17 protein-coding genes are annotated in these 17,534 nt (G+C 68.9%); 15 read left to right on the forward strand and 2 right to left on the reverse strand.

Annotated elements, in window-relative coordinates:
• The first annotated feature begins 43 nt into the window (after positions 1-43).
• From NBT81_RS15215 to NBT81_RS15260, 10 genes are all read left to right on the forward strand, one after another.
• Positions 44-730, forward strand: a complete 687-nt coding sequence (locus tag NBT81_RS15215) for a hypothetical protein (protein WP_338739682.1) — start codon at positions 44-46, stop codon at positions 728-730.
• A gap of 1 nt (position 731) precedes the next feature.
• The gene (locus NBT81_RS15220) at positions 732-1,265 is read left to right on the forward strand and encodes a DUF1102 domain-containing protein (RefSeq protein ID WP_338739683.1); all 534 of its coding nucleotides are present in this window, start codon (positions 732-734) and stop codon (positions 1,263-1,265) included.
• A complete protein-coding gene (locus tag NBT81_RS15225; RefSeq protein WP_338739684.1) occupies positions 1,262-2,320 on the forward strand; it encodes a hypothetical protein in 1,059 nt (352 codons plus the stop codon). Before NBT81_RS15220 ends, NBT81_RS15225 begins: the two co-directional genes overlap by 4 nt.
• A 55-nt stretch (positions 2,321-2,375) precedes the next feature.
• Entirely contained in the window at positions 2,376-3,932 is a 1,557-nt protein-coding gene (locus NBT81_RS15230) for a CARDB domain-containing protein (protein WP_338739687.1), read from the forward strand.
• Positions 3,933-3,992: 60 nt separating this feature from the next.
• The gene (locus NBT81_RS15235; protein WP_338739688.1) at positions 3,993-5,168 is read left to right on the forward strand and encodes a signal peptidase I; all 1,176 of its coding nucleotides are present in this window, start codon (positions 3,993-3,995) and stop codon (positions 5,166-5,168) included.
• A gap of 46 nt (positions 5,169-5,214) precedes the next feature.
• Positions 5,215-6,363: a DUF5305 domain-containing protein gene (locus NBT81_RS15240; protein ID WP_338739690.1), complete on the forward strand. Its 1,149-nt coding sequence runs from the start codon at positions 5,215-5,217 to the stop codon at positions 6,361-6,363.
• A 45-nt stretch (positions 6,364-6,408) separates the two neighbouring features.
• The gene (locus NBT81_RS15245) at positions 6,409-8,217 is read left to right on the forward strand and encodes an ATP-binding protein (protein WP_338739692.1); all 1,809 of its coding nucleotides are present in this window, start codon (positions 6,409-6,411) and stop codon (positions 8,215-8,217) included.
• A gap of 57 nt (positions 8,218-8,274) precedes the next feature.
• Positions 8,275-9,330, forward strand: coding sequence for a M20/M25/M40 family metallo-hydrolase (locus NBT81_RS15250; protein WP_338742570.1), 1,056 nt, complete (start codon positions 8,275-8,277; stop codon positions 9,328-9,330).
• Between the two features lie 74 nt (positions 9,331-9,404).
• Positions 9,405-9,893, forward strand: a complete 489-nt coding sequence (locus NBT81_RS15255) for a 50S ribosomal protein L11 (protein WP_338739694.1) — start codon at positions 9,405-9,407, stop codon at positions 9,891-9,893.
• Positions 9,894-9,947: 54 nt separating this feature from the next.
• Entirely contained in the window at positions 9,948-11,273 is a 1,326-nt protein-coding gene (locus tag NBT81_RS15260) for a DUF362 domain-containing protein (protein ID WP_425498682.1), read from the forward strand.
• Here NBT81_RS15260 and NBT81_RS15265 read toward each other — a convergent pair.
• A complete protein-coding gene (locus tag NBT81_RS15265) occupies positions 11,270-12,370 on the reverse strand; it encodes an NADH:flavin oxidoreductase/NADH oxidase (protein ID WP_338739695.1) in 1,101 nt (366 codons plus the stop codon). The genes NBT81_RS15260 and NBT81_RS15265 overlap by 4 nt on opposite strands.
• Positions 12,371-12,436: 66 nt before the next feature.
• A complete protein-coding gene (locus NBT81_RS15270; protein ID WP_338739697.1) occupies positions 12,437-13,126 on the reverse strand; it encodes a TOBE domain-containing protein in 690 nt (229 codons plus the stop codon).
• A gap of 171 nt (positions 13,127-13,297) precedes the next feature.
• On the opposite strand from NBT81_RS15270, the gene NBT81_RS15275 reads away from it, so the two are divergent.
• From NBT81_RS15275 to NBT81_RS15295, 5 genes are all read left to right on the forward strand, one after another.
• Positions 13,298-14,227: a substrate-binding domain-containing protein gene (locus NBT81_RS15275; protein WP_338739698.1), complete on the forward strand. Its 930-nt coding sequence runs from the start codon at positions 13,298-13,300 to the stop codon at positions 14,225-14,227.
• A 2-nt stretch (positions 14,228-14,229) separates the two neighbouring features.
• A complete protein-coding gene (locus tag NBT81_RS15280) occupies positions 14,230-14,946 on the forward strand; it encodes an ABC transporter permease (RefSeq protein ID WP_338739699.1) in 717 nt (238 codons plus the stop codon).
• Complete coding sequence (locus tag NBT81_RS15285) at positions 14,946-15,698, forward strand: phosphate ABC transporter ATP-binding protein (RefSeq protein WP_338739700.1); 753 nt, start codon at positions 14,946-14,948, stop codon at positions 15,696-15,698. The genes NBT81_RS15280 and NBT81_RS15285 overlap by 1 nt, the downstream gene beginning before the upstream one ends.
• Before the next feature lie 125 nt (positions 15,699-15,823).
• Positions 15,824-16,462 carry a 50S ribosomal protein L1 gene (locus tag NBT81_RS15290; RefSeq protein ID WP_338739701.1) on the forward strand — a complete coding sequence of 213 codons (639 nt, stop codon included), beginning with the start codon at positions 15,824-15,826 and terminating at the stop codon, positions 16,460-16,462.
• A complete protein-coding gene (locus NBT81_RS15295) occupies positions 16,459-17,526 on the forward strand; it encodes a 50S ribosomal protein L10 (RefSeq protein ID WP_338739702.1) in 1,068 nt (355 codons plus the stop codon). The genes NBT81_RS15290 and NBT81_RS15295 overlap by 4 nt, the downstream gene beginning before the upstream one ends.
• Positions 17,527-17,534 lie beyond the last annotated feature (8 nt).

A 17,534-nucleotide genomic window follows, 5' to 3' on the forward strand; every position in this document is an offset into this window, starting at 1 on the left:
AAGGGAGATAGAGCCGGTAGCGGCCACTAGTGGATCACGACGCATGCAACGGAGAAAACTGATCGCAGCCGTCGGATCGCTGGCCGCCGGGAGCGCGGCGACGGTGGGAACCGGCGCGTTCACCACCGTCCAAGCCGACCGGACCGTCGAGGTGGAAGTCGCCGGCGACGCCGACGCGTACCTCAGACTGGCCGCAACCGGGTCGCCCAACTCCGACGCGTACGTCAGCACGGACGACGGGCAGGTCTCGTTCGACTTCTCCAGCGACGGGGGTGGGGAAGGCAGCGGCTTCAATCTCGACTCGGTGACGGTCATCGACAGCCTCCTCCAGGTGGCGAACCAAGGGGCACAGTCGGTGTACTTCCACGCCGATCTGTCGGGACTCGACCTGTCCGACGACAACACGACACAGTCGGGCGGCGAAGGGCGGGCGTACGTCGCCCTCGAACCCGTGGCCCTCGACGCCGACGGGACCCGAACCGGGACGGTGACCGACGGCGAGACGCCCGTCACGAACGTCGCCGTCGGGGGCGGCGGCGGCGACATCGAGGGCACCTTCTCGGGCGTGACGCCCGGCGACCCGGAGACGGTCGAACTGGACAAGGGGGAAGCGATCGAACTCGACATGATCGTCGACACGCGGGAGTTCTCCCCCCCGTCGTCGGCGTCGTTCCCCCGGACGACCAGCGGAGACGTGACGTTCATCGCGGACCAAACGGAGGAACTCTGACATGAACCGACGACAACTCCTCGCACTGATCGGATCGCTGAGCGCCGGCGTTGCGGTCGTCAACGGGACGGGCGCGTTCACGAGCGTCGAGGCCGACCGGGACGTTTCGGTCGAGGTGGCCAGCGACGCCAACGCCTATCTTTCGCTGTCGGCCACCGGCCCCAACGAACCGTACACGACGGTCGAGGACGGCCAGTTGGGTATCGACCTGACCGCCGACAACACGTCGGGCATCTCCGGCGGGCAGGGCGTCAACGCCGAAGCGATCACCGTATTCGAGGACCTCTTCGAGATCCGAAACCAGGGCACACAGGAGGCCGCGGTGTCGGCGACGCCCCTGACGTTCGTCGACAGCGAGTCCGAGGACACGCTCCTGGTTCTGGTGGTTCCCGAGAGTGACTTCCCGGAGACGACGCTCTCACCCGGAAGCGCCGAGACGTACAGCCTGATCGTGGGCGCGTACTCGTCCGACGACACCGACACCGACGGCAGTACCGACGACACGATCACCGTCATGGCCGAAGCGACGTCATGAGGTGGCAGGAGCGAACGGCGGCGACGCTGGAGCGGACGGGGAGTAGCCTCACGTTCGAGGACTTCGCGACCGAGGCGGGGATCGACCCCTCGGTCGCACCCGACGAGGTCCGAAACCGGATCAACGACCAACTGAACGGGCTGTACGAGGGAGCGCCGACCGGCGGGGTCCCGGGCGATCCCCTCCGGCCGTTGCCCATGGCGCTCTCGCTCGACGAGCGGTCGAAGTGGGTCGCCGGCGAGGCCGTCGACGGCGGCGAGACGTTCGCCGGCACGTGGGACGTCGAGACCGGGTTCGGGTTCCCGTTCTTCGAGGCCTCCGACGGGGGGTCGTCCGGCCCCAGTCCGGGACTCGAGGAGTCGACCACCCGCGGGCCGCTCTTGGAGCCCCGGACCTGCTGGGCCACGCGTCGGGGGTCGGGCAAACAGGGCCTGTACTTCGGCGGCCGATCCGGGTTCCGCGCCGTGCCCGAAGCGGAGTATCCGATCGACGGCGCCCCGCCGGGCATCTCGTCGTTTTACCCCCTCCGGGAGTACACCGTCTCCGAGATCGACGAGATCGGCTACTTCCTCCGCGAGCCCTCGCCGTTGAACGGCGTCGACGTCTACCTGAGCATCTACACGGCGCCGGAGGACGACGGCGACGACACGGCGTGGTACGACAGCCGACTCCAGGCCCTGCCGGCGGAGGCAAACGGGGGGGACCCGTCGTTCACTCCCGGGCGATTCAACGCCTTCGCTACCTCCGCCGAGGAGCCGAACGTGTTGAACTTCTTCGACAGCGGCCGGGCGGAGACGGGCGATATCCCCAAGCCGAGCCCGGAGGACCAGGTTACCCTCGACGCCCTCGGCGATGGCCCGGTCGATTGGGCGACGACACCCGAGGGGGAGACCCGCGATTACAGCGACGAGACGGTGCTCGGCCTGTCGATCCAGACGGGGAGCGACTCCTCGTCGAGCCTCGAAGCGTACGTCGACGGGGTCGGCGTCGTCCTCGAAACGAACGAGACGCTCGTGTTGAACTTGGGCGTCGGCGTCGACGAGATCACGGAGTGATACCGATGCACACCGATCAGCGGCCCCCACGCGACGGACGGGCGGTGATCGAGTCGTGAGTCGGGCCGTCCCGCCCCGTGTCGTCGGCGTGGCGCTCTCGCTGGTCGTGGTGTCGCTCGCCGTCGGCACCGGGGCGTCGATGGTTTCCGGTCCGGCCGACGCCGTCTCCGACGACGTCTCCCTCTCGCCCGCTTCGGGGCCGAACGGCGAGTACGCCCGCCTCGACGACGGCGAACTCGTCGTGGACCTCACCGGGGCGAACCCGAACCTCGGCACCGGCGACGGCCTCAACGCCGACGGCGTCACGACGTTCGACGACGTGTTCGTGATTCACTACGGCGGCGAACGCTTCGCGCGGGTCTGGCTCACCCACGACTCCGGGTCCGTCACCCTCCGGGCAGACGGTCGGCCGATCCAGTCCGAAGCGAACGCCGTCGTCCTCGACGCGAACGAGTCGGTGGCCGTCGGCCTGACGCTCGATACCGCCGACGCCGACGCCGACACCGACGGCGTGTTGGAGGACATCACCGTTCACGCGAGCGTGGCCGACCCGGAGGACGTCGACGACACGACGGCGGGCACCGAATCCTCGACGGAGGAGCGGGTGCCGAACTCCGATCCGGACTCGGACGACGACCGGTCGATCCGGTCGTTCTCGCCCGACGACCGGACCCGGACGTTCACGGTGACGAACGCCCCGGCCGGGGCACCGGTCACGCTCGACACCGATCGGCTCGTCGTCGACGGCGCCGAGACGCGGACGCTCACGCTCGATGCGCTGACCGTGACGAGCGACGCCGGGGCGATGTCGGTCGACGTGGAAACGGTCGATCCGGAGTCGGTCGACGCCGGCCCCGGCGTCACCCCCCTGGGCGCACTCGACGTCGAGGACAGCGGGACGGTGACGAGCGCGACGTTCCGGTTCAGCGCCTCGTCGGCGTATCTCGACGAACGGGGGATGGATCCCGGCCGCCTCGTCGTCCGCCGCAACGACGGCACCGGCTGGGAATCGATCGACCCCGACTCCCTCGGGATGCGCAACGGCCGGGCGGTCTTCGAGGCCGACTCCCCCGGCTTCTCGACGTTCGTCGTCGGCATCGGCACGCCGGCGTTCCGCGTCACCGACGCGAGTCTGACGCGGACGACGGCCGCCCCCGGCGAGTCGGTTCCGGTGGCGGTGTCGGTGACCAACGAGGGACAGGCCGCCGGCGAGTGGACGGTGCCGCTGACCGTCGACGGGGACCGCGTGGCGAACCGTACCGTCGCGTTAGCGCCCGGCGAGTCGACGACGGTCCGGTTCGACGTCGCCGCCGACTCGCCCGGGGAGTACGTTATCGGCGCGGACGGGAGCGACGCGGGGACGCTCGTCGTCGAGGCAGCGCCGTCGACGGCCACCGACGCCCCGCCCGCGACGCCGGAGCCCACGGCGCCCGCGGTCGATTCGGACGAGTCGACCGACGGGACCGACGACACGGCCGCGCCGGCGGCGGTCGGGACGCCAACGCCGGTCGCCGAACCCGGCGCCCTCCAAGTGCCGACGACGGTCGGCCTGGTCGGTCTCCTGATCGTACTGATCGCGACGTTGCTGGCGGTCCGTCGCTACGGCGGGTGACCGCGGCCGCGGTGCCGGGGTGGTTTTTTGTCCGTCGGGCGCGTCGTCCCGACGACTCGAATGCCGGTACGGCGCACGCTCGCGGTCGGGGGGGAGCTACTGGTCGTCGTCGCCGTCGTCTCGCTCCTCGCGGGACAGGTGCTCGGCTACCCGGTGTTGCTCGGCTTCGTCGAAACCGGGAGCATGGAGCCGACGCTCGAGGCGGGCGACGGGTTCGTCGCGGTTCCGACCGCTCTCGACGACGACATCGAGGAGGGGGACGTGATCGTGTTCCGTGCCGAGCGGATCCAAGGCGGCGGACTCACCACCCACCGCGTCGTCGGCGAGACGGAGCGTGGCTACATCACCCGGGGTGACGCAAACCCCTTCACCGATCAGGACGGCGACGAACCCCCTGTCAGGGAGCCACGGATCGTCGCCAAGGCGTGGCAGGTCGGCGGCTCCGTCGTCGTCATCCCCCACCTCGGGACCGCCGTTGTGGGCGTCCAAACCGCCGTCGCGGACACCCAGCGCGTCCTCGCCGCCCTGACGGGGACGCGGTCCGTCTTCGGGGCACAGGGACTGACGTACCTGTTGCTCGCCCTCTCTACGGCGCTGTACGTCGTCGACCTGTTCGCGAGCGATGGCGACGGCCGCGACCGGTCGCGGTCACGCGACAGGACCACCGGCGTGTCGACCCGCCTCGTCGTCGCGGCGCTCGCCGGCCTGATCGTCGTCACGGCGACGGCGGCGATGGTCGTCCCCGCGGGGACACAGGAGTTCGGCGTCGTGAGCGCCGAGTTCGACTCGGACAGCCCGACGGTGATCCGACAGGGTGAGTCCGACTCCCTCACGTACCGCGTCCCCAACGCGGGCGTGGTCCCCGTCGTGGTCTATCTGACGCCCGAAAGCGAGGGGGTCGCGGTCGACCCGGAGCGACTCCGGGTCGGCGGGCGGGCGAGTGCGGACGCGACGCTCACGCTGTCGGCGCCGCCCGAGACGGGCTTCTACCGGCGGTATGTGACCGAGTACCGGTATCTCGCCGTGTTGCCGACGCCGCTGATCGACGCCTGTTACCGGATCCACCCGTGGCTCCCGATAATCGTCATCGACGCCGCGATGGGGGTGCCGTTCTACCTGTTCGGATTGTGGGTCGTCGGCACCGGCCGCATCCGCTCTCGGTCGCGTTCCCGCTCCCGATCACGGTCGCTGCCGGGCGTCGCAACCGTGCGCCGACTGTTCGACAGGGACGGGTGATCACGCCCTCAACATTCTTGTAGGGGTCCCGGAAACAGGGAGGTACATGTCACGGTCGTGGGGGGTGCGCGGTCGACTACTGCTGGAGGAGTGGTTCGCCGTCGTGGTGGTCGTCGCGGTGGTGGTCGTAGCCGTCGGCGGGGTCGCTACCTACACCGCGTACGTATCGCCGGGGACGACGACAGAACAACGGCAGGTGTCGTCGTGGGCGGCAAACGGCACGTACGAACTGTCGGCGACGGTGAGCGAACCGAACCCCCTGTACCCGGTCGGGACCGAACTCGCCGACCGGCCGGCGTACTTCCTGTCGATCAGCCCGTCCGCGGAAGGGCGGTTCGCCTTCGGCTACGAGGCCAGCGACGGCGGATCGGTCGACGTGACGATCCAACAGGTCCTCGTCCTCAGGGCCGTCGAGAGCGAGTCGGCCGGCGGCCCGGTCGAGTACTGGCGGGTCACGGAGCCACTCGGCGCGGAGAGTGAAACCGGGGTCGCACCCGGCGAAACGGTCGACATCGCGTTCGAGCGAAACGTCAGCGCGACCTACGAGCGAATGGCCGCGATTTCGGAGCGCCTCGGCGGGACGCCCGGCACGACGGAGATGCTCGTCGTCTCGTCCGTGGCGTTCGAGGGCCGCGTCAACGGCAACGACGTCGACCGGACGGCCACCTACCGACTTCCGATCGAAGTCGACGGGACGACGTATCGACCCGGCGCAGTCGACGGCGACTCCCTCTCCGACTCGACGACCGAGACGATCACCCGCCAGCGAACCTACGGTCCCCTCTACCGCGTCGGCGGCCCGGTCGCACTGTTGGTCGGACTGCTCGGCACGGCCGGACTCGCCTACGGCCGGTACGACGACCGCTTGGCCGTCTCCGAGGCCGAACGCACGACCCTCGAGTTCGAGTCGACCCGCGAGGAGTTCGACGACTGGATCACGGTCGCCCGCCTACCGGACGCCGTCCTCGACCGCCCCCGGGTCGAGGTCGACTCGCTCGACGGCTTGGTCGACACCGCCATCGACGTCGACGCCCGCGTGTTCGAAGCGCCGGACGGCGACGCCTTCTACGTCGCCGACGACGGACTCCTGTACGTCTACGAACCGCCGACCGCGGGGCTGAACGGAACAGTTGGTGATACCGAGGGTGCCGGCGACGACGCGGCGGACACGGACGACGGACCCGCCGACGCCTGACGGTCGGGCGAAAGGGGTTTGACCCTCAGTTCCGTGGTAGTGGACATGTCCGACCTCGGCGATTTCACGGAGGTGTCGGCCGACGACTCGGCGGCCGACGACGCTGACGGGTCGGCGGCCGACGGCGGCGATCCCGACCGCTCGACCGCCGACGACTTCGACGCCTACGACGTCTCGCCCGCGGGGAGCGACCGTGGCCTCGGTTCCATCTCCGTCTCTCAGGGCCTCCGCGTCGCCGAGGACGGCGACGACACGGCGCTCAAGGCCTTCGTCACCAGCGACAACCGGGAGTCGGTCCGCCTCGGGAAGTACGTGATCGTCCCCTACCCCGACGACGAGACGCTGTTCTGCCGGATCACCGCCCTCGAGTACGCCCAGGAGTTCGAGGCCGACGACGCGACCGAGATTCACGCCCGGCGGGCGATGCGCCGGGACGACTTCGCGGAACGGGACTACAAGTTCGTCGCGACGCTCGACCCGGTGGCCGTCCTCTTTTCGGAGGGCGAGGACCTGAAGCGGCGGATGACCGACCGCGTCCCGAAACCGGGATCGATCGTCAGCGAGGCGACGGACGCGAGTCAGATCAAGACGGGACTCGCGATTCCGTCCGAGGGGGTCTTTCTCGGCCACCTCTCGGTCGGCGGCGAGACGGTGCGGACGGCGGCGACGCCGCCGACCATCGACTACCGACTGAAGGACGATTACGCCGACGGCGACCCACTCGTCTTCCGGCACACCCTCGTCGCGGGCGGGACGGGGTCGGGAAAGACTCACGCCTCGAAGAACGTCCTCCGGCAGTACTTGGACTCGTCGTACGCGATGGACGACGGTCGGGAGGTGGCGACGGCCGTCGTCCAGTTCGACCCGCAGGACGAGTACGCCCAGATGCACGACGACAACCCCGAGATGGACGACGCGACCCGCCGCCGCCTCGACCGACAGGGGATCGCTCACGGCGGCCACGACGACACCGTCGCCCTCGTTCCCGACGTCGACGGCGCGTCCTACGGCGGCGGCGGGCACCGCGCCGAACAGGTGCCGTTCACGATTCCCTTCCGGATGGTGAAGCGCCGACCGTGGCTCGTCGCGGGCGCACGACTCAACGACAACCAGTACCAGGCGCTCGACTACCTCCTCTCCCGCTTCTTCGACGACTACGGCCCCGAGGCCACCTACGATCAGTTCACGACCTACCTCGACGACCCGGCGCTCCGCGAGGAACTCGACGAGTCGGGGCGGGTCCACGAGGCGACGTTCGACGCCGTGCGCCGGCGGGCCCTCGGGAGCGCCTTCGCCCGGGTGTTCGACCGCGACGCCCGGCCGGTGACCGACCTGATCCACGAACTCGTCCGCCCCGGTGGGCTGACGGTCGTTCCCACGTACCACGTCAACGATACTCGCGCGACCGAACTCGTGGTGCTCGCCGTCGCAAGCCTCCTCGTCGACGAGAAACTCTCGAACGACCCCGACCACGACCGGATCAAGGAGACGCCGCTCGTGGTGGGGATGGACGAGGCACACAACTTCCTGACCGACGCCGAGAGCGTCCAGGCCCGGAAGGTGATCGGGAAGTTCACCGAGGCGGCCAAACAGGGCCGCAAGGAGCGACTCGGCCTCTTCCTCATCACGCAGGACCCACAGGACATCGCCGACTCGGTGTTCAAGCAGGTGAACACGAAACTGGTGCTCAATCTGGGCGACGAGGACGCCATCAGCAGCGTCAACATCCCGCCGACCCTGGAGGACAAGGTGCCGTACATGGAGAAAGGGCAGATGGTGGTGTACTCGCCCGACAACTCCGAACCCGTCGAGTTGACGGGGCTGTCGACCTGCGTGACCCGACACGGGGAGTGAGGCCGGCGGTCGAACCGCTACGGTTTTGCCCGTACCGGCGTAGCCGAACGTATGACACTGGAACCGGAGCGCCGGGCCTTCCTCGACCGACTGCTGGAGACGCCGAGTCCCTCGGGGTTCGAGACCCGCGGTCAGCGCGTCTGGATCGACTACGTCGACTCCTTCGCCGACGAGGTGTGGACGGACGACTACGGCAACGCGGTGGCCGCCTACGAGGGCGGCGGGACGGAACTCGCCCTCACCGGCCACGCCGACGAGGTCGGGTTCATCGTCCGCCGGATCGACGACGACGGCTTCGTCCGCATCGGCGCCATCGGCGGCGCGGATCGGACGGTCTCGAAGGGACAGCACGTGACGATCCACGCCGACGACCCGGTGTCGGGCGTCGTCGGCCAGACCGCGATCCACCTGCGTGACTCCGGCGAGGAGAGCTACGACGACATCGGCGAGCAGTACGTCGACGTCGGCGCGACCGACCGCGAAGAGGCCGCGTCGTTGGTGTCGGTCGGCGACCCCGTGACGTTCTCGACGACGGTCGAGGACCTCCACGGGTCACGGGTGGCGGCCCGCGGGATGGACAACCGGATCGGCGTCTGGGCCGCCGCCGAGGGGTTGCGCCGGGCGGTCGAGACCGGCGTCGACGCCACCGTCTACGCCGTCAGCACCATCCAAGAGGAGGTCGGCCTGCAGGGCGCGCGGATGGTGGGCTTCGACCTCGCGCCGGATGCCGCCGTCGCTGTCGACGTGACCCACGCGACCGACTCGCCGGGGATCCCCGGCAAGCGACAGGGGCCGGTCGAACTCGGCGGCGGGCCGGTCGTCTCGCGGGGGAGCGCCAACCACCCAAAACTCGTCGAGATGGCGCGGGCCGCCGCCGAGGACGCCGAGGTCGACGTGCAGTTGCAGGCCTCGGGGAGTCGCACCGGCACGGACGCCGACGCCTTCTATACGTCGGGTGGCGGCATCCCGGCGCTGAACCTCGGCCTCCCGAACCGCTACATGCACACGCCGGTGGAGGTCATCGACGAGACGGACCTCCGGGACCTTGCGGCGTTGCTCGGCCGGTTGGCGGACCGAGCGGGTGGCGTCGACTCCTTCGCAGTCGACGTATGACCGCCCCGTGTGCCCCGGACACACCCGTGAACCGAAAGAAAACCGTTAAAAGTCGTCCCCGGGTTTGATGCGGTATGGCTGGAACCATCGAAGTACTCGTCCCCGGCGGCGAGGCGACCCCCGGGCCGCCGCTCGGTCCGGAACTCGGCCCGACGCCGGTCGACGTGCAGGCCGTCGTGGCGGAGATCAACGACGAGACCGACGCGTTCGACGGCATGGAAGTCCCCGTCACCGTCGAGTACGACGACGACGGCTCCTTCACGATCGAAGTCGGCGTCCCGCCGACGGCCGAACTCATCAAGGACGAGGCCGGGTTCGAGACGGGCAGCGGCGAACCCCAAGAGACGTTCGTCGCGGACCTCACCGTCGAACAGGTGAAGAAGATCGCCGAGCAAAAGCAGTCCGACCTGCTCGCGTACGACCTGAAAAACGCCGCGAAGGAAGTCGTCGGCACCTGCGTCTCGCTTGGCGTCACCATCGAGGGCAACGACCCCCGGCAGTTCAAAGAGCGGATCGACGACGGCGAGTACGACGACCAGTTCGCCGACGAAGCGGCGGCGTAGGCCCGGACTCCCGGACCGCGGGTTTCTTTTCACCCTCCGCGTTAGTGAGACGGTATGGCCGACTCACTCGTCGTTCCCGAGGACACCATCCGAGCGACCGTCGGGGACAAGACGTTCCCACGCATGGGGATCATCGAACAGCGGTGGGAGACCGATCCGATCCCGGTCGACGACGTCGAACGCCGGGCCGCCGAGGCGACGGCCGACCTCGACCTCTCCGTGGCACCCGAGGGCGGCGAAGTCGCCATCGGGGCCGGCAGTCGCGGCATCGCCAACCTCGACGCCATCGTCCGCGGCGTCGTCGCCGGCGTCCGCGACCAGGGGTACGACCCCTTCGTCTTCCCGGCGATGGGGAGTCACGGCGGCGCGACCGCCGAGGGACAGCGCGAGAAACTGAACACGCTCGGCGTCACCGAGGAGAGCATCGGCTGTGAGATCCGCTCGACGATGGCGGTGGAGACGGTGGGCGAGACGCCCGACCGCGGCGTGCCGGTGTACGCCGACGCCAATGCGGTGGCGGCCGACGCCATCGTGATGGTCAACCGGATCAAACCACACACGGACTTCGGCGGCGAGGTCGAGAGCGGCCTCTCGAAGATGCTCGTCATCGGGATGGGGAAACAGAAGGGAGCGAAGATGGCTCACGACTGGGCGGTCGACTGGAGCCTGCGGAACATGCTCCCCGAGATCACGGAGCAGTTGCTCGAAGCACTCCCGGTCGCCGGCGGGGTCGCCATCGTCGAGGACGAACACGACGACACGACACTCCTGGAAGGCGTCCCCGCCTCGGACTTCCTCGACCGCGAACGGGAACTCCTGGAGACCGCCCACGACCGGATGCCGAAACTCCCCTTCGACGACCTGGACGTCCTGGTCGTCGACCGCATCGGCAAGGACGTGAGCGGGCAGGGGATGGACACGAACGTCACCGGGCGGCGACACTTCACGATCAACGAACCCGAACCTGAGTCGCCGACGATCAAGCGGATCTACCTCCGCGGGTTCACCGAGCGCACCCACGGCAACGCAATGGGGATGGGACAGGCCGACTTCGCCCACGCGGACGTCGCCGAGGGGTTGAAGCCGTCGAAGACGCTCATCAACGCGATCACCGCGAGCACCGTCCGCGGCGTCCGCCTGCCACCCGTCGTCGAGAACGACCGCGCGGGACTGCTCGGCGTCCTCGGGACCATCGGGCCGGTCGACGGTCCCGACGCCCGCGTCCTGCGGGTGACCGACACGATGCGACTGGAGCGGTGTTACGCCTCGGAACCGCTTATCGAGGCCGCGCGGGAGCGCGACGACCTGCGCGTGGCCGCCGAGGCCGAGGAGTTGGCGTTCGACGACGGAGAGTTCGCCGCGCCGTCGCCCGACCGCTAGAACGCGCGGTCGTACTGGACCGGCACCTCGACGCCGTCGGCGTCGAGGCGGTCGAGGGCCTGTGCGGCGTGGAGCGCGAAGTACGGGTCCCGGAGGTGTTCCCGGCCGACGATGGCGAGGTCGCCCCGGCCGTTGCGGACTAGGGCGTCGGCCTGTTCGGCCGTCGTGATGCCGCCGACGACCCCGACGGCGACGTCTTCTTCGGTCTCCTGGCGCACCCGTCGCGCGTAGCGTTCCTGATACCCCGGTCCGGTCGAGGGGATCCGCTGGTCGGGGTGGATGCCGCCGGCGCTCACGTCGATCAGGTCGACGCCGAGGGGCGCGAGGTCGTCGGCCAGACGGACGGAGTCGGCGACGGTCCAGGACTCCCGATCCGGGAGCCAGTCGGTCGCCGAGATTCGAACGAACAGGGGGTCGTCGTCCGGCCACACCTCGCGGACTGCGCTCGCTATCTCGCGGAGGATCCGGGTTCGGTCCCCGAAGCTCCCGCCGTAGTCGTCGTCGCGGTCGTTGGTGACCGGCGAGAGGAACTCGTGGAGGAGGTAGCCGTGGGCGGCGTGAATCTCGGCGACCCGGAAGCCGGCGTCGCGGGCGCGTTCGGCGGCGACCCGGAAGGAGTCGATCACGTCGTCGATGTCGTCGGTCGTCATCGCCCGCGTGGCCACCGCGTCGTCGTCGTAGGGCCACGGGCGGTCGCTCGGGGCGACCGTCTCCCACCCGTCCTCGCCCGTGAGGGGGTCGCCACCCGCCCACGGTCGCGTCTTCGACGCCTTCCGCCCGGCGTGGGCGAGTTGGATCCCCGGGATGCTCCCCCGGTCGCTGATCGACGACGTGATATCGGCGAGTGCGTCCGCGTGGTCGTCGCTCCAGATACCGAGGTCGTGGGGTGTGATCCGGCCGCGGGCCTCGACGGCCGTCGCTTCCGTCATGACGAGTCCAGCCCCGCCGACGGCACGGCTGACGAGGTGGGTGTCGTGCCAGTCGGTCGGCAGGCCGTCCCGGCCCTCACAGGAGTACTGACACATCGGCGATACCATCACCCGGTTCGGGATCTCGGTGCCACGCAGTACGAGCGGCGTGAACAGGTCGGCTGACACGCGAGGGCGTTCGCCGTCCCCGTCGATACACCTGTCGAAACCGGCTGAGGGTTCGGGTTTCCGCGGTCAGTCGGTCCGGACACCGCGCGTGGCCGTCGCCTTGAACGAGGCGACGACCGGCGTCCCGCGGTGGAGGTTCAGTTTCTCGACGCTGGCCGCGGTGACCAGTGCCGACAGCGACACGTCGCCGCCGACGTCGACGGTGACCAGGGCGACCGACTCGCCGGCGTCGACGGCGAGGACCGTCCCTCGAACCCGATTCCGTGCGCTCGTTCGGTCGGGGTCGGGCGACTCCGAGGGCGACTGGAGCGTCACCGCGTCGGCCCGGAGGGTGAGGCGGACGGTTTCGCCACCCTCGGGGACCAGCGCACGGACCGTGCCGGCCGCCGTCTCGACGGTGGCGAGTTCGCCCTCGCGGTCCACGACCCGCCCGGGCAGGACCGTCTCTGCCGTCTCGGCGACGCCGCTGAACTCCGCGCGCAACCGGTCGTACCGCGAAAGGAGGCGGTCCGCACGCTCCGTCAGCCGACTGCCGCCGCCGCCCGACCCACCCCGGGTCCGCTCGACCAGTTCGCCGAAGGCGTCCTCGAGTTCGACGATCCGTTGCTGTGCCCGCGAGTAGGACCGACCGAGCGCCGTCGCCGCGGCGTTGATCGAGCCGTGGTCGTCGACGGCCCGGAGCAGTTCGACGTCGCGTTCGGCGAGCGTCACGTCGCCCTGCCCGAGACGGGCGTCGAACTCGGTCGAGAACTCCATACCGACGGTACCACACGGGCGTGCAAAGGCGTTGTCTTGCAGTCATCCGAGCATGTGGTGAGCGAGATGTAATGAGAAAGCGTTTCGATACCCGATCGAGCACGAACTACGAACCCGAGTACGGTTACTCGAACCGAAAGAAATTTTATCACCCCCTGCCTCGTTGTTTCTATGACGATACAACGACGCCGGTTCGTCGCGGCGCTCGGCGGTGGAATCGTCGCGGGACTCGCCGGGTGTTCCGGTGGCGGCGGCGGGGGGCAAAGCGAGAGCGTCGGCGTGCAAGGCGAGACGCTGACGCTGACGACGACGACCAGTACCTACGACACGGGGCTCCTCAATGATATCCACCCCGATTTCGAGGAGATGTACGGCGTCACCGTCGACGCGGTGGCCCAGGGGACCGGTGCAGCCCTGGAGTCGGCCCGGAACGGCGACTCCGACGTGGTGATGGTCCACGCCCGCGGCCTGGAAGACGAGTTCATGCGCAACGGCTACGGCGTCAACCGCCGAGACCTGATGTTCAACGACTTCGTCATCGTCGGCCCGGAGGACGACCCCGCCGGGATTCGAGGGATGGACTCGGCGACCGACGCGCTGAACGCCATCGCCGAGTCGGAGGCGACGTTCGTCTCCCGCGGCGACAACTCCGGCACCCACACCAAGGAACTCAATCTCTGGGAGGCGGCGGGCACCGACCCCGGCGGCGACTGGTACCAAGAGATCGGCGCCGGCATGGGCGAGGCGCTGAACATCGCCAACCAGCAGGGTGCGTACACCCTCTCGGACCGCGGAACCTTCATCTCCCAGCGCTCCGAGGTCGACCTCGTGATCCTGGTGCAGGGACCGATCGAGGGTGGGCCGGAGATCCTCTCGAACCCCTACGGGGTCATGGCGGTCAATCCCGGCGTCCACGACGACACCAACTACGACCTCGCGATGGCCTACATCGGGTGGATCACCAGCCCCGGCGCACAGGACGCCATCTCGAGCTACGAGATGAACGGCGAGCAGTTGTTCTTCCCCAGGGCGGTCTCGGAGGACCCGGACTTCCAGCAGTACGTTCCACAAGGTTGGAGTAGCGACTCCTCGGACGAGTAACCGTGCCGTTCGAACCGGTCGTCCACCTGGTGCCCGGGATCGTCGAGTTCCCCTTCCGCGAGGGGTACGTCCGGAGTATCATCTACGTCTCGCTGTACGTGAGCGTCACCGCGGTGGCCCTGAGTACGCTGTTCAGCCTCCCGGTGGCGATGCTGATGGGGTTTTCCGACTTCCCCGGCAAGCAGCTCGTAAAGTCGATAATCAACACGGGGATGGGCTTTCCGAGCGTGGTCGTCGGGCTGCTCGTTCTCTTCGGCGTCTCGAATCAAGGGCCGCTCGGCGACCTGAACCTCATCTTCACCAAGGAGGCGATGATCATGTCCCAGTTCGTGCTCGCGACGCCGCCGATCACGGCGATCAGCCTCGCAGCCATCAGAGGTGTCGACGACAACGTCCGCGACGCCGCCCACGTCCTCGGTGGGACGCGCGTCGACGTGGCACTGGTCGTGATCAAGGAAGCCAGGTACGGCATCGCGACGGCGATCCTCGCGGGCTTTGGCCGCGCCATCAGCGAGGTCGGATCGGTGCTGATCGTCGGCGGCAACATCACCAGTTCGAGTGGCATCTCGAAGACGCGGACGTTGACGACCGCGATCCAACTGGAGGCCCGACAGGGCCGGTACGACACCGCGATGGTGCTCGGTGCGGTGTTGCTCGCGCTCGTGTTGACGATCAACGCCGTCGTCGTCCGTCTCGGCGACGAGGGGGCGATGCGCTGATGGTCCGACTGTCGAACGTCACGCACGGCTTCGGCGACGAGACGGTCGTCAGGGACCTCTCGCTGTCCCTCGATCCCGGTGAGGTCGTCGCCATCATCGGCCCCTCGGGCGTCGGGAAGACGACCATCCTCCGGATCCTCGCTCTGTCTCTCCACCCCGACGGCGGGACGGTTTCCCTCGACGGCGACCCCGTCTGGTCGCTGAGCGAGGACGACCGACTCGCCCTCCGTCGGCGCATCGGCATGGTGTTCCAAGAGGCGAGCCTGTTCGACGCCACCGTCGAGCGGAACGTCGGGTACGGACTCCGGGTGCGTGAGTCTTGGCGCGACCGACTGTGGTCCGTCCTCGGGTCGAACGAGACGCCGGAGGCCGTCACCGACTCGCTCGACCTAGTGGGATTGGACGACAAACTCCACCAGGAAGCTCGGTCGCTGTCCGGCGGCGAGGCGCAGCGCGTCTCCTTCGCTCGGGCGCTCGCGTACGACCCCGACTACCTCCTGCTCGACGAACCGACCTCCGACCTCGACCCGCGGAACACGGACCTCATCGAGGACGCCATCTCGGAGGCCAGCGACCGCGGCATCGGCGTCGGCATCGCGACCCACGACATGCACCAGGCCGAACGGATCGCCGACCGAGTCGCCGTCGTCCTCGGCGAGGGCGTCGCCGAGTTCGGATCCGCCGAACGGGTGTTCGAGAACCCCACCGACGAGCGGACCGCGAAGTTCGTCTCCGGCGAACTGGTGTACTGATACCGTCGACCACGACTATCGACGCTTCGACGGGTTTAAGTCCGACATCCACCTCGTTCCGGTGAGACAGGCCCACGCCTGTTTCACTGACCCGTAGGAGCGAAAGCGTACTACGGAGGTGAAAGATGGCAGATACAATAGAGCAAGCAGTCTCTCGCGCACTCGACGAGGCGCCGCCGCGGAACTTCCGCGAGACGGTCGACCTCGCCGTGAATCTGCGCGACTTAGATCTCAACGACCCGTCGAATCGCGTCGACGAGAGCGTCGTCCTGCCGGCCGGAACCGGCCAGGAGACGCAGATCGTCGTCTTTGCAACCGGTGAGACAGCCCTGCGTGCCGAAGACGTCGCCGACGAGGTCCTCGACTCCGACGACCTCGAAGACCTCGGCGACGACGACGACGCGGCCAAGGATCTCGCCGACGAAACCGACTTCTTCGTCGCCGAGGCGGCGCTGATGCAGGACATCGGTCGCTACCTCGGGACCGTCCTCGGGCCGCGCGGCAAGATGCCGACGCCGCTCCAGCCCGACGACGACGTCGTCGAGACGATCGAACGGATGAAAAACACCGTTCAGCTCCGGAGTCGCGACCGCCGGACCTTCCACACGCGTGTCGGCGCACAGGACATGTCCGCCGAGGACATCGCCGACAACGTGGACGTGATCGTCCGCCGACTCGAGGCGGCCCTCGAGAAGGGTCCGCTCAACATCGACTCGATGTACGTCAAGACCACCATGGGACCGTCCGTGGAGGTGCCCGCATGAGCGAGAGCGAGTCGGTCCGTCGGACCGAGACCATCCCGCAGTGGAAGCGGGAGGAGGTCGACGAACTCGTCGACTTCATCGACTCCTACGCGAGCGTCGGCATCGTTGGCGTCGCCGGCATCCCGAGCCGACAGCTCCAGAACATGCGCCGCGAACTCCACGGCAGCGCCGCCGTGCGGATGAGCCGAAACACGCTCGTCCAGCGCGCGCTCGAGGAGGTCGGTGAGGGGCACGAACAGCTCTCGGAGTTCGTCTCCGCGCAGGTCGCGCTCATCGGCACCAACGACAACCCCTTCGGCCTCTACCAGCAACTGGAAGCGTCGAAGACGCCCGCCCCGATCAACGCGGGCGAAATCGCCCCCAACGACATCGTGATCCCCGAGGGCGATACGGGGGTCGACCCCGGCCCGTTCGTCGGCGAACTCCAGCAGGTGGGCGCCGAAGCCCGAATCATGGACGGGTCGATCCAGGTGACCGCCGACTCGACGGTGCTCGAAGCCGGCGAGGAGGTCAGCACCGAACTCGCGAACGTCCTGGTCGAACTCGGCATCGAGCCCAAGGAGGTCGGACTCGACCTCCGTTCGGTCTACTCCGAGGGCGTGTTGTTCGCACCGGAGGAGCTCGCCATCGACGTCGACGAGTACCGGGACGACATCGCGTCGGCCGCGGCCGCCGGACGCAACCTCTCGGTCAACGCCGAGTACCCGACGGCCCGCACCGCGGGCACGCTGCTCGCGAAGGCGGCCGGGCAGGCCAAGGCGCTCGGCGTCTTCGCCGCCATCGAGGACCCCGACGTCCTGCCGGACCTCGTGGCTAAGGCGGACGGCCAGGTTCGCTCCATCGCGGCACGGATCGACGACGACGAGGCGCTCCCCGAGGAACTGCGCGGCGTCGACGCGCCCGCGACGGGGGCAGAGGAATCGAGCGACGAAGACGAAACTGCAGACGAAGCCGACGGTGACGGCGACCCCGACGCAGACGCCGACACCGACGCGGACGACGACCCCGACGACGACGACGACGGTGGCGACGCCGGCGAGGGTCTCGGCGCGATGTTCGGCTAACTACGGAG

This window comes from Haloplanus sp. CK5-1, assembly GCF_037201915.1.
Lineage (GTDB): Archaea > Halobacteriota > Halobacteria > Halobacteriales > Haloferacaceae > Haloplanus > Haloplanus salilacus.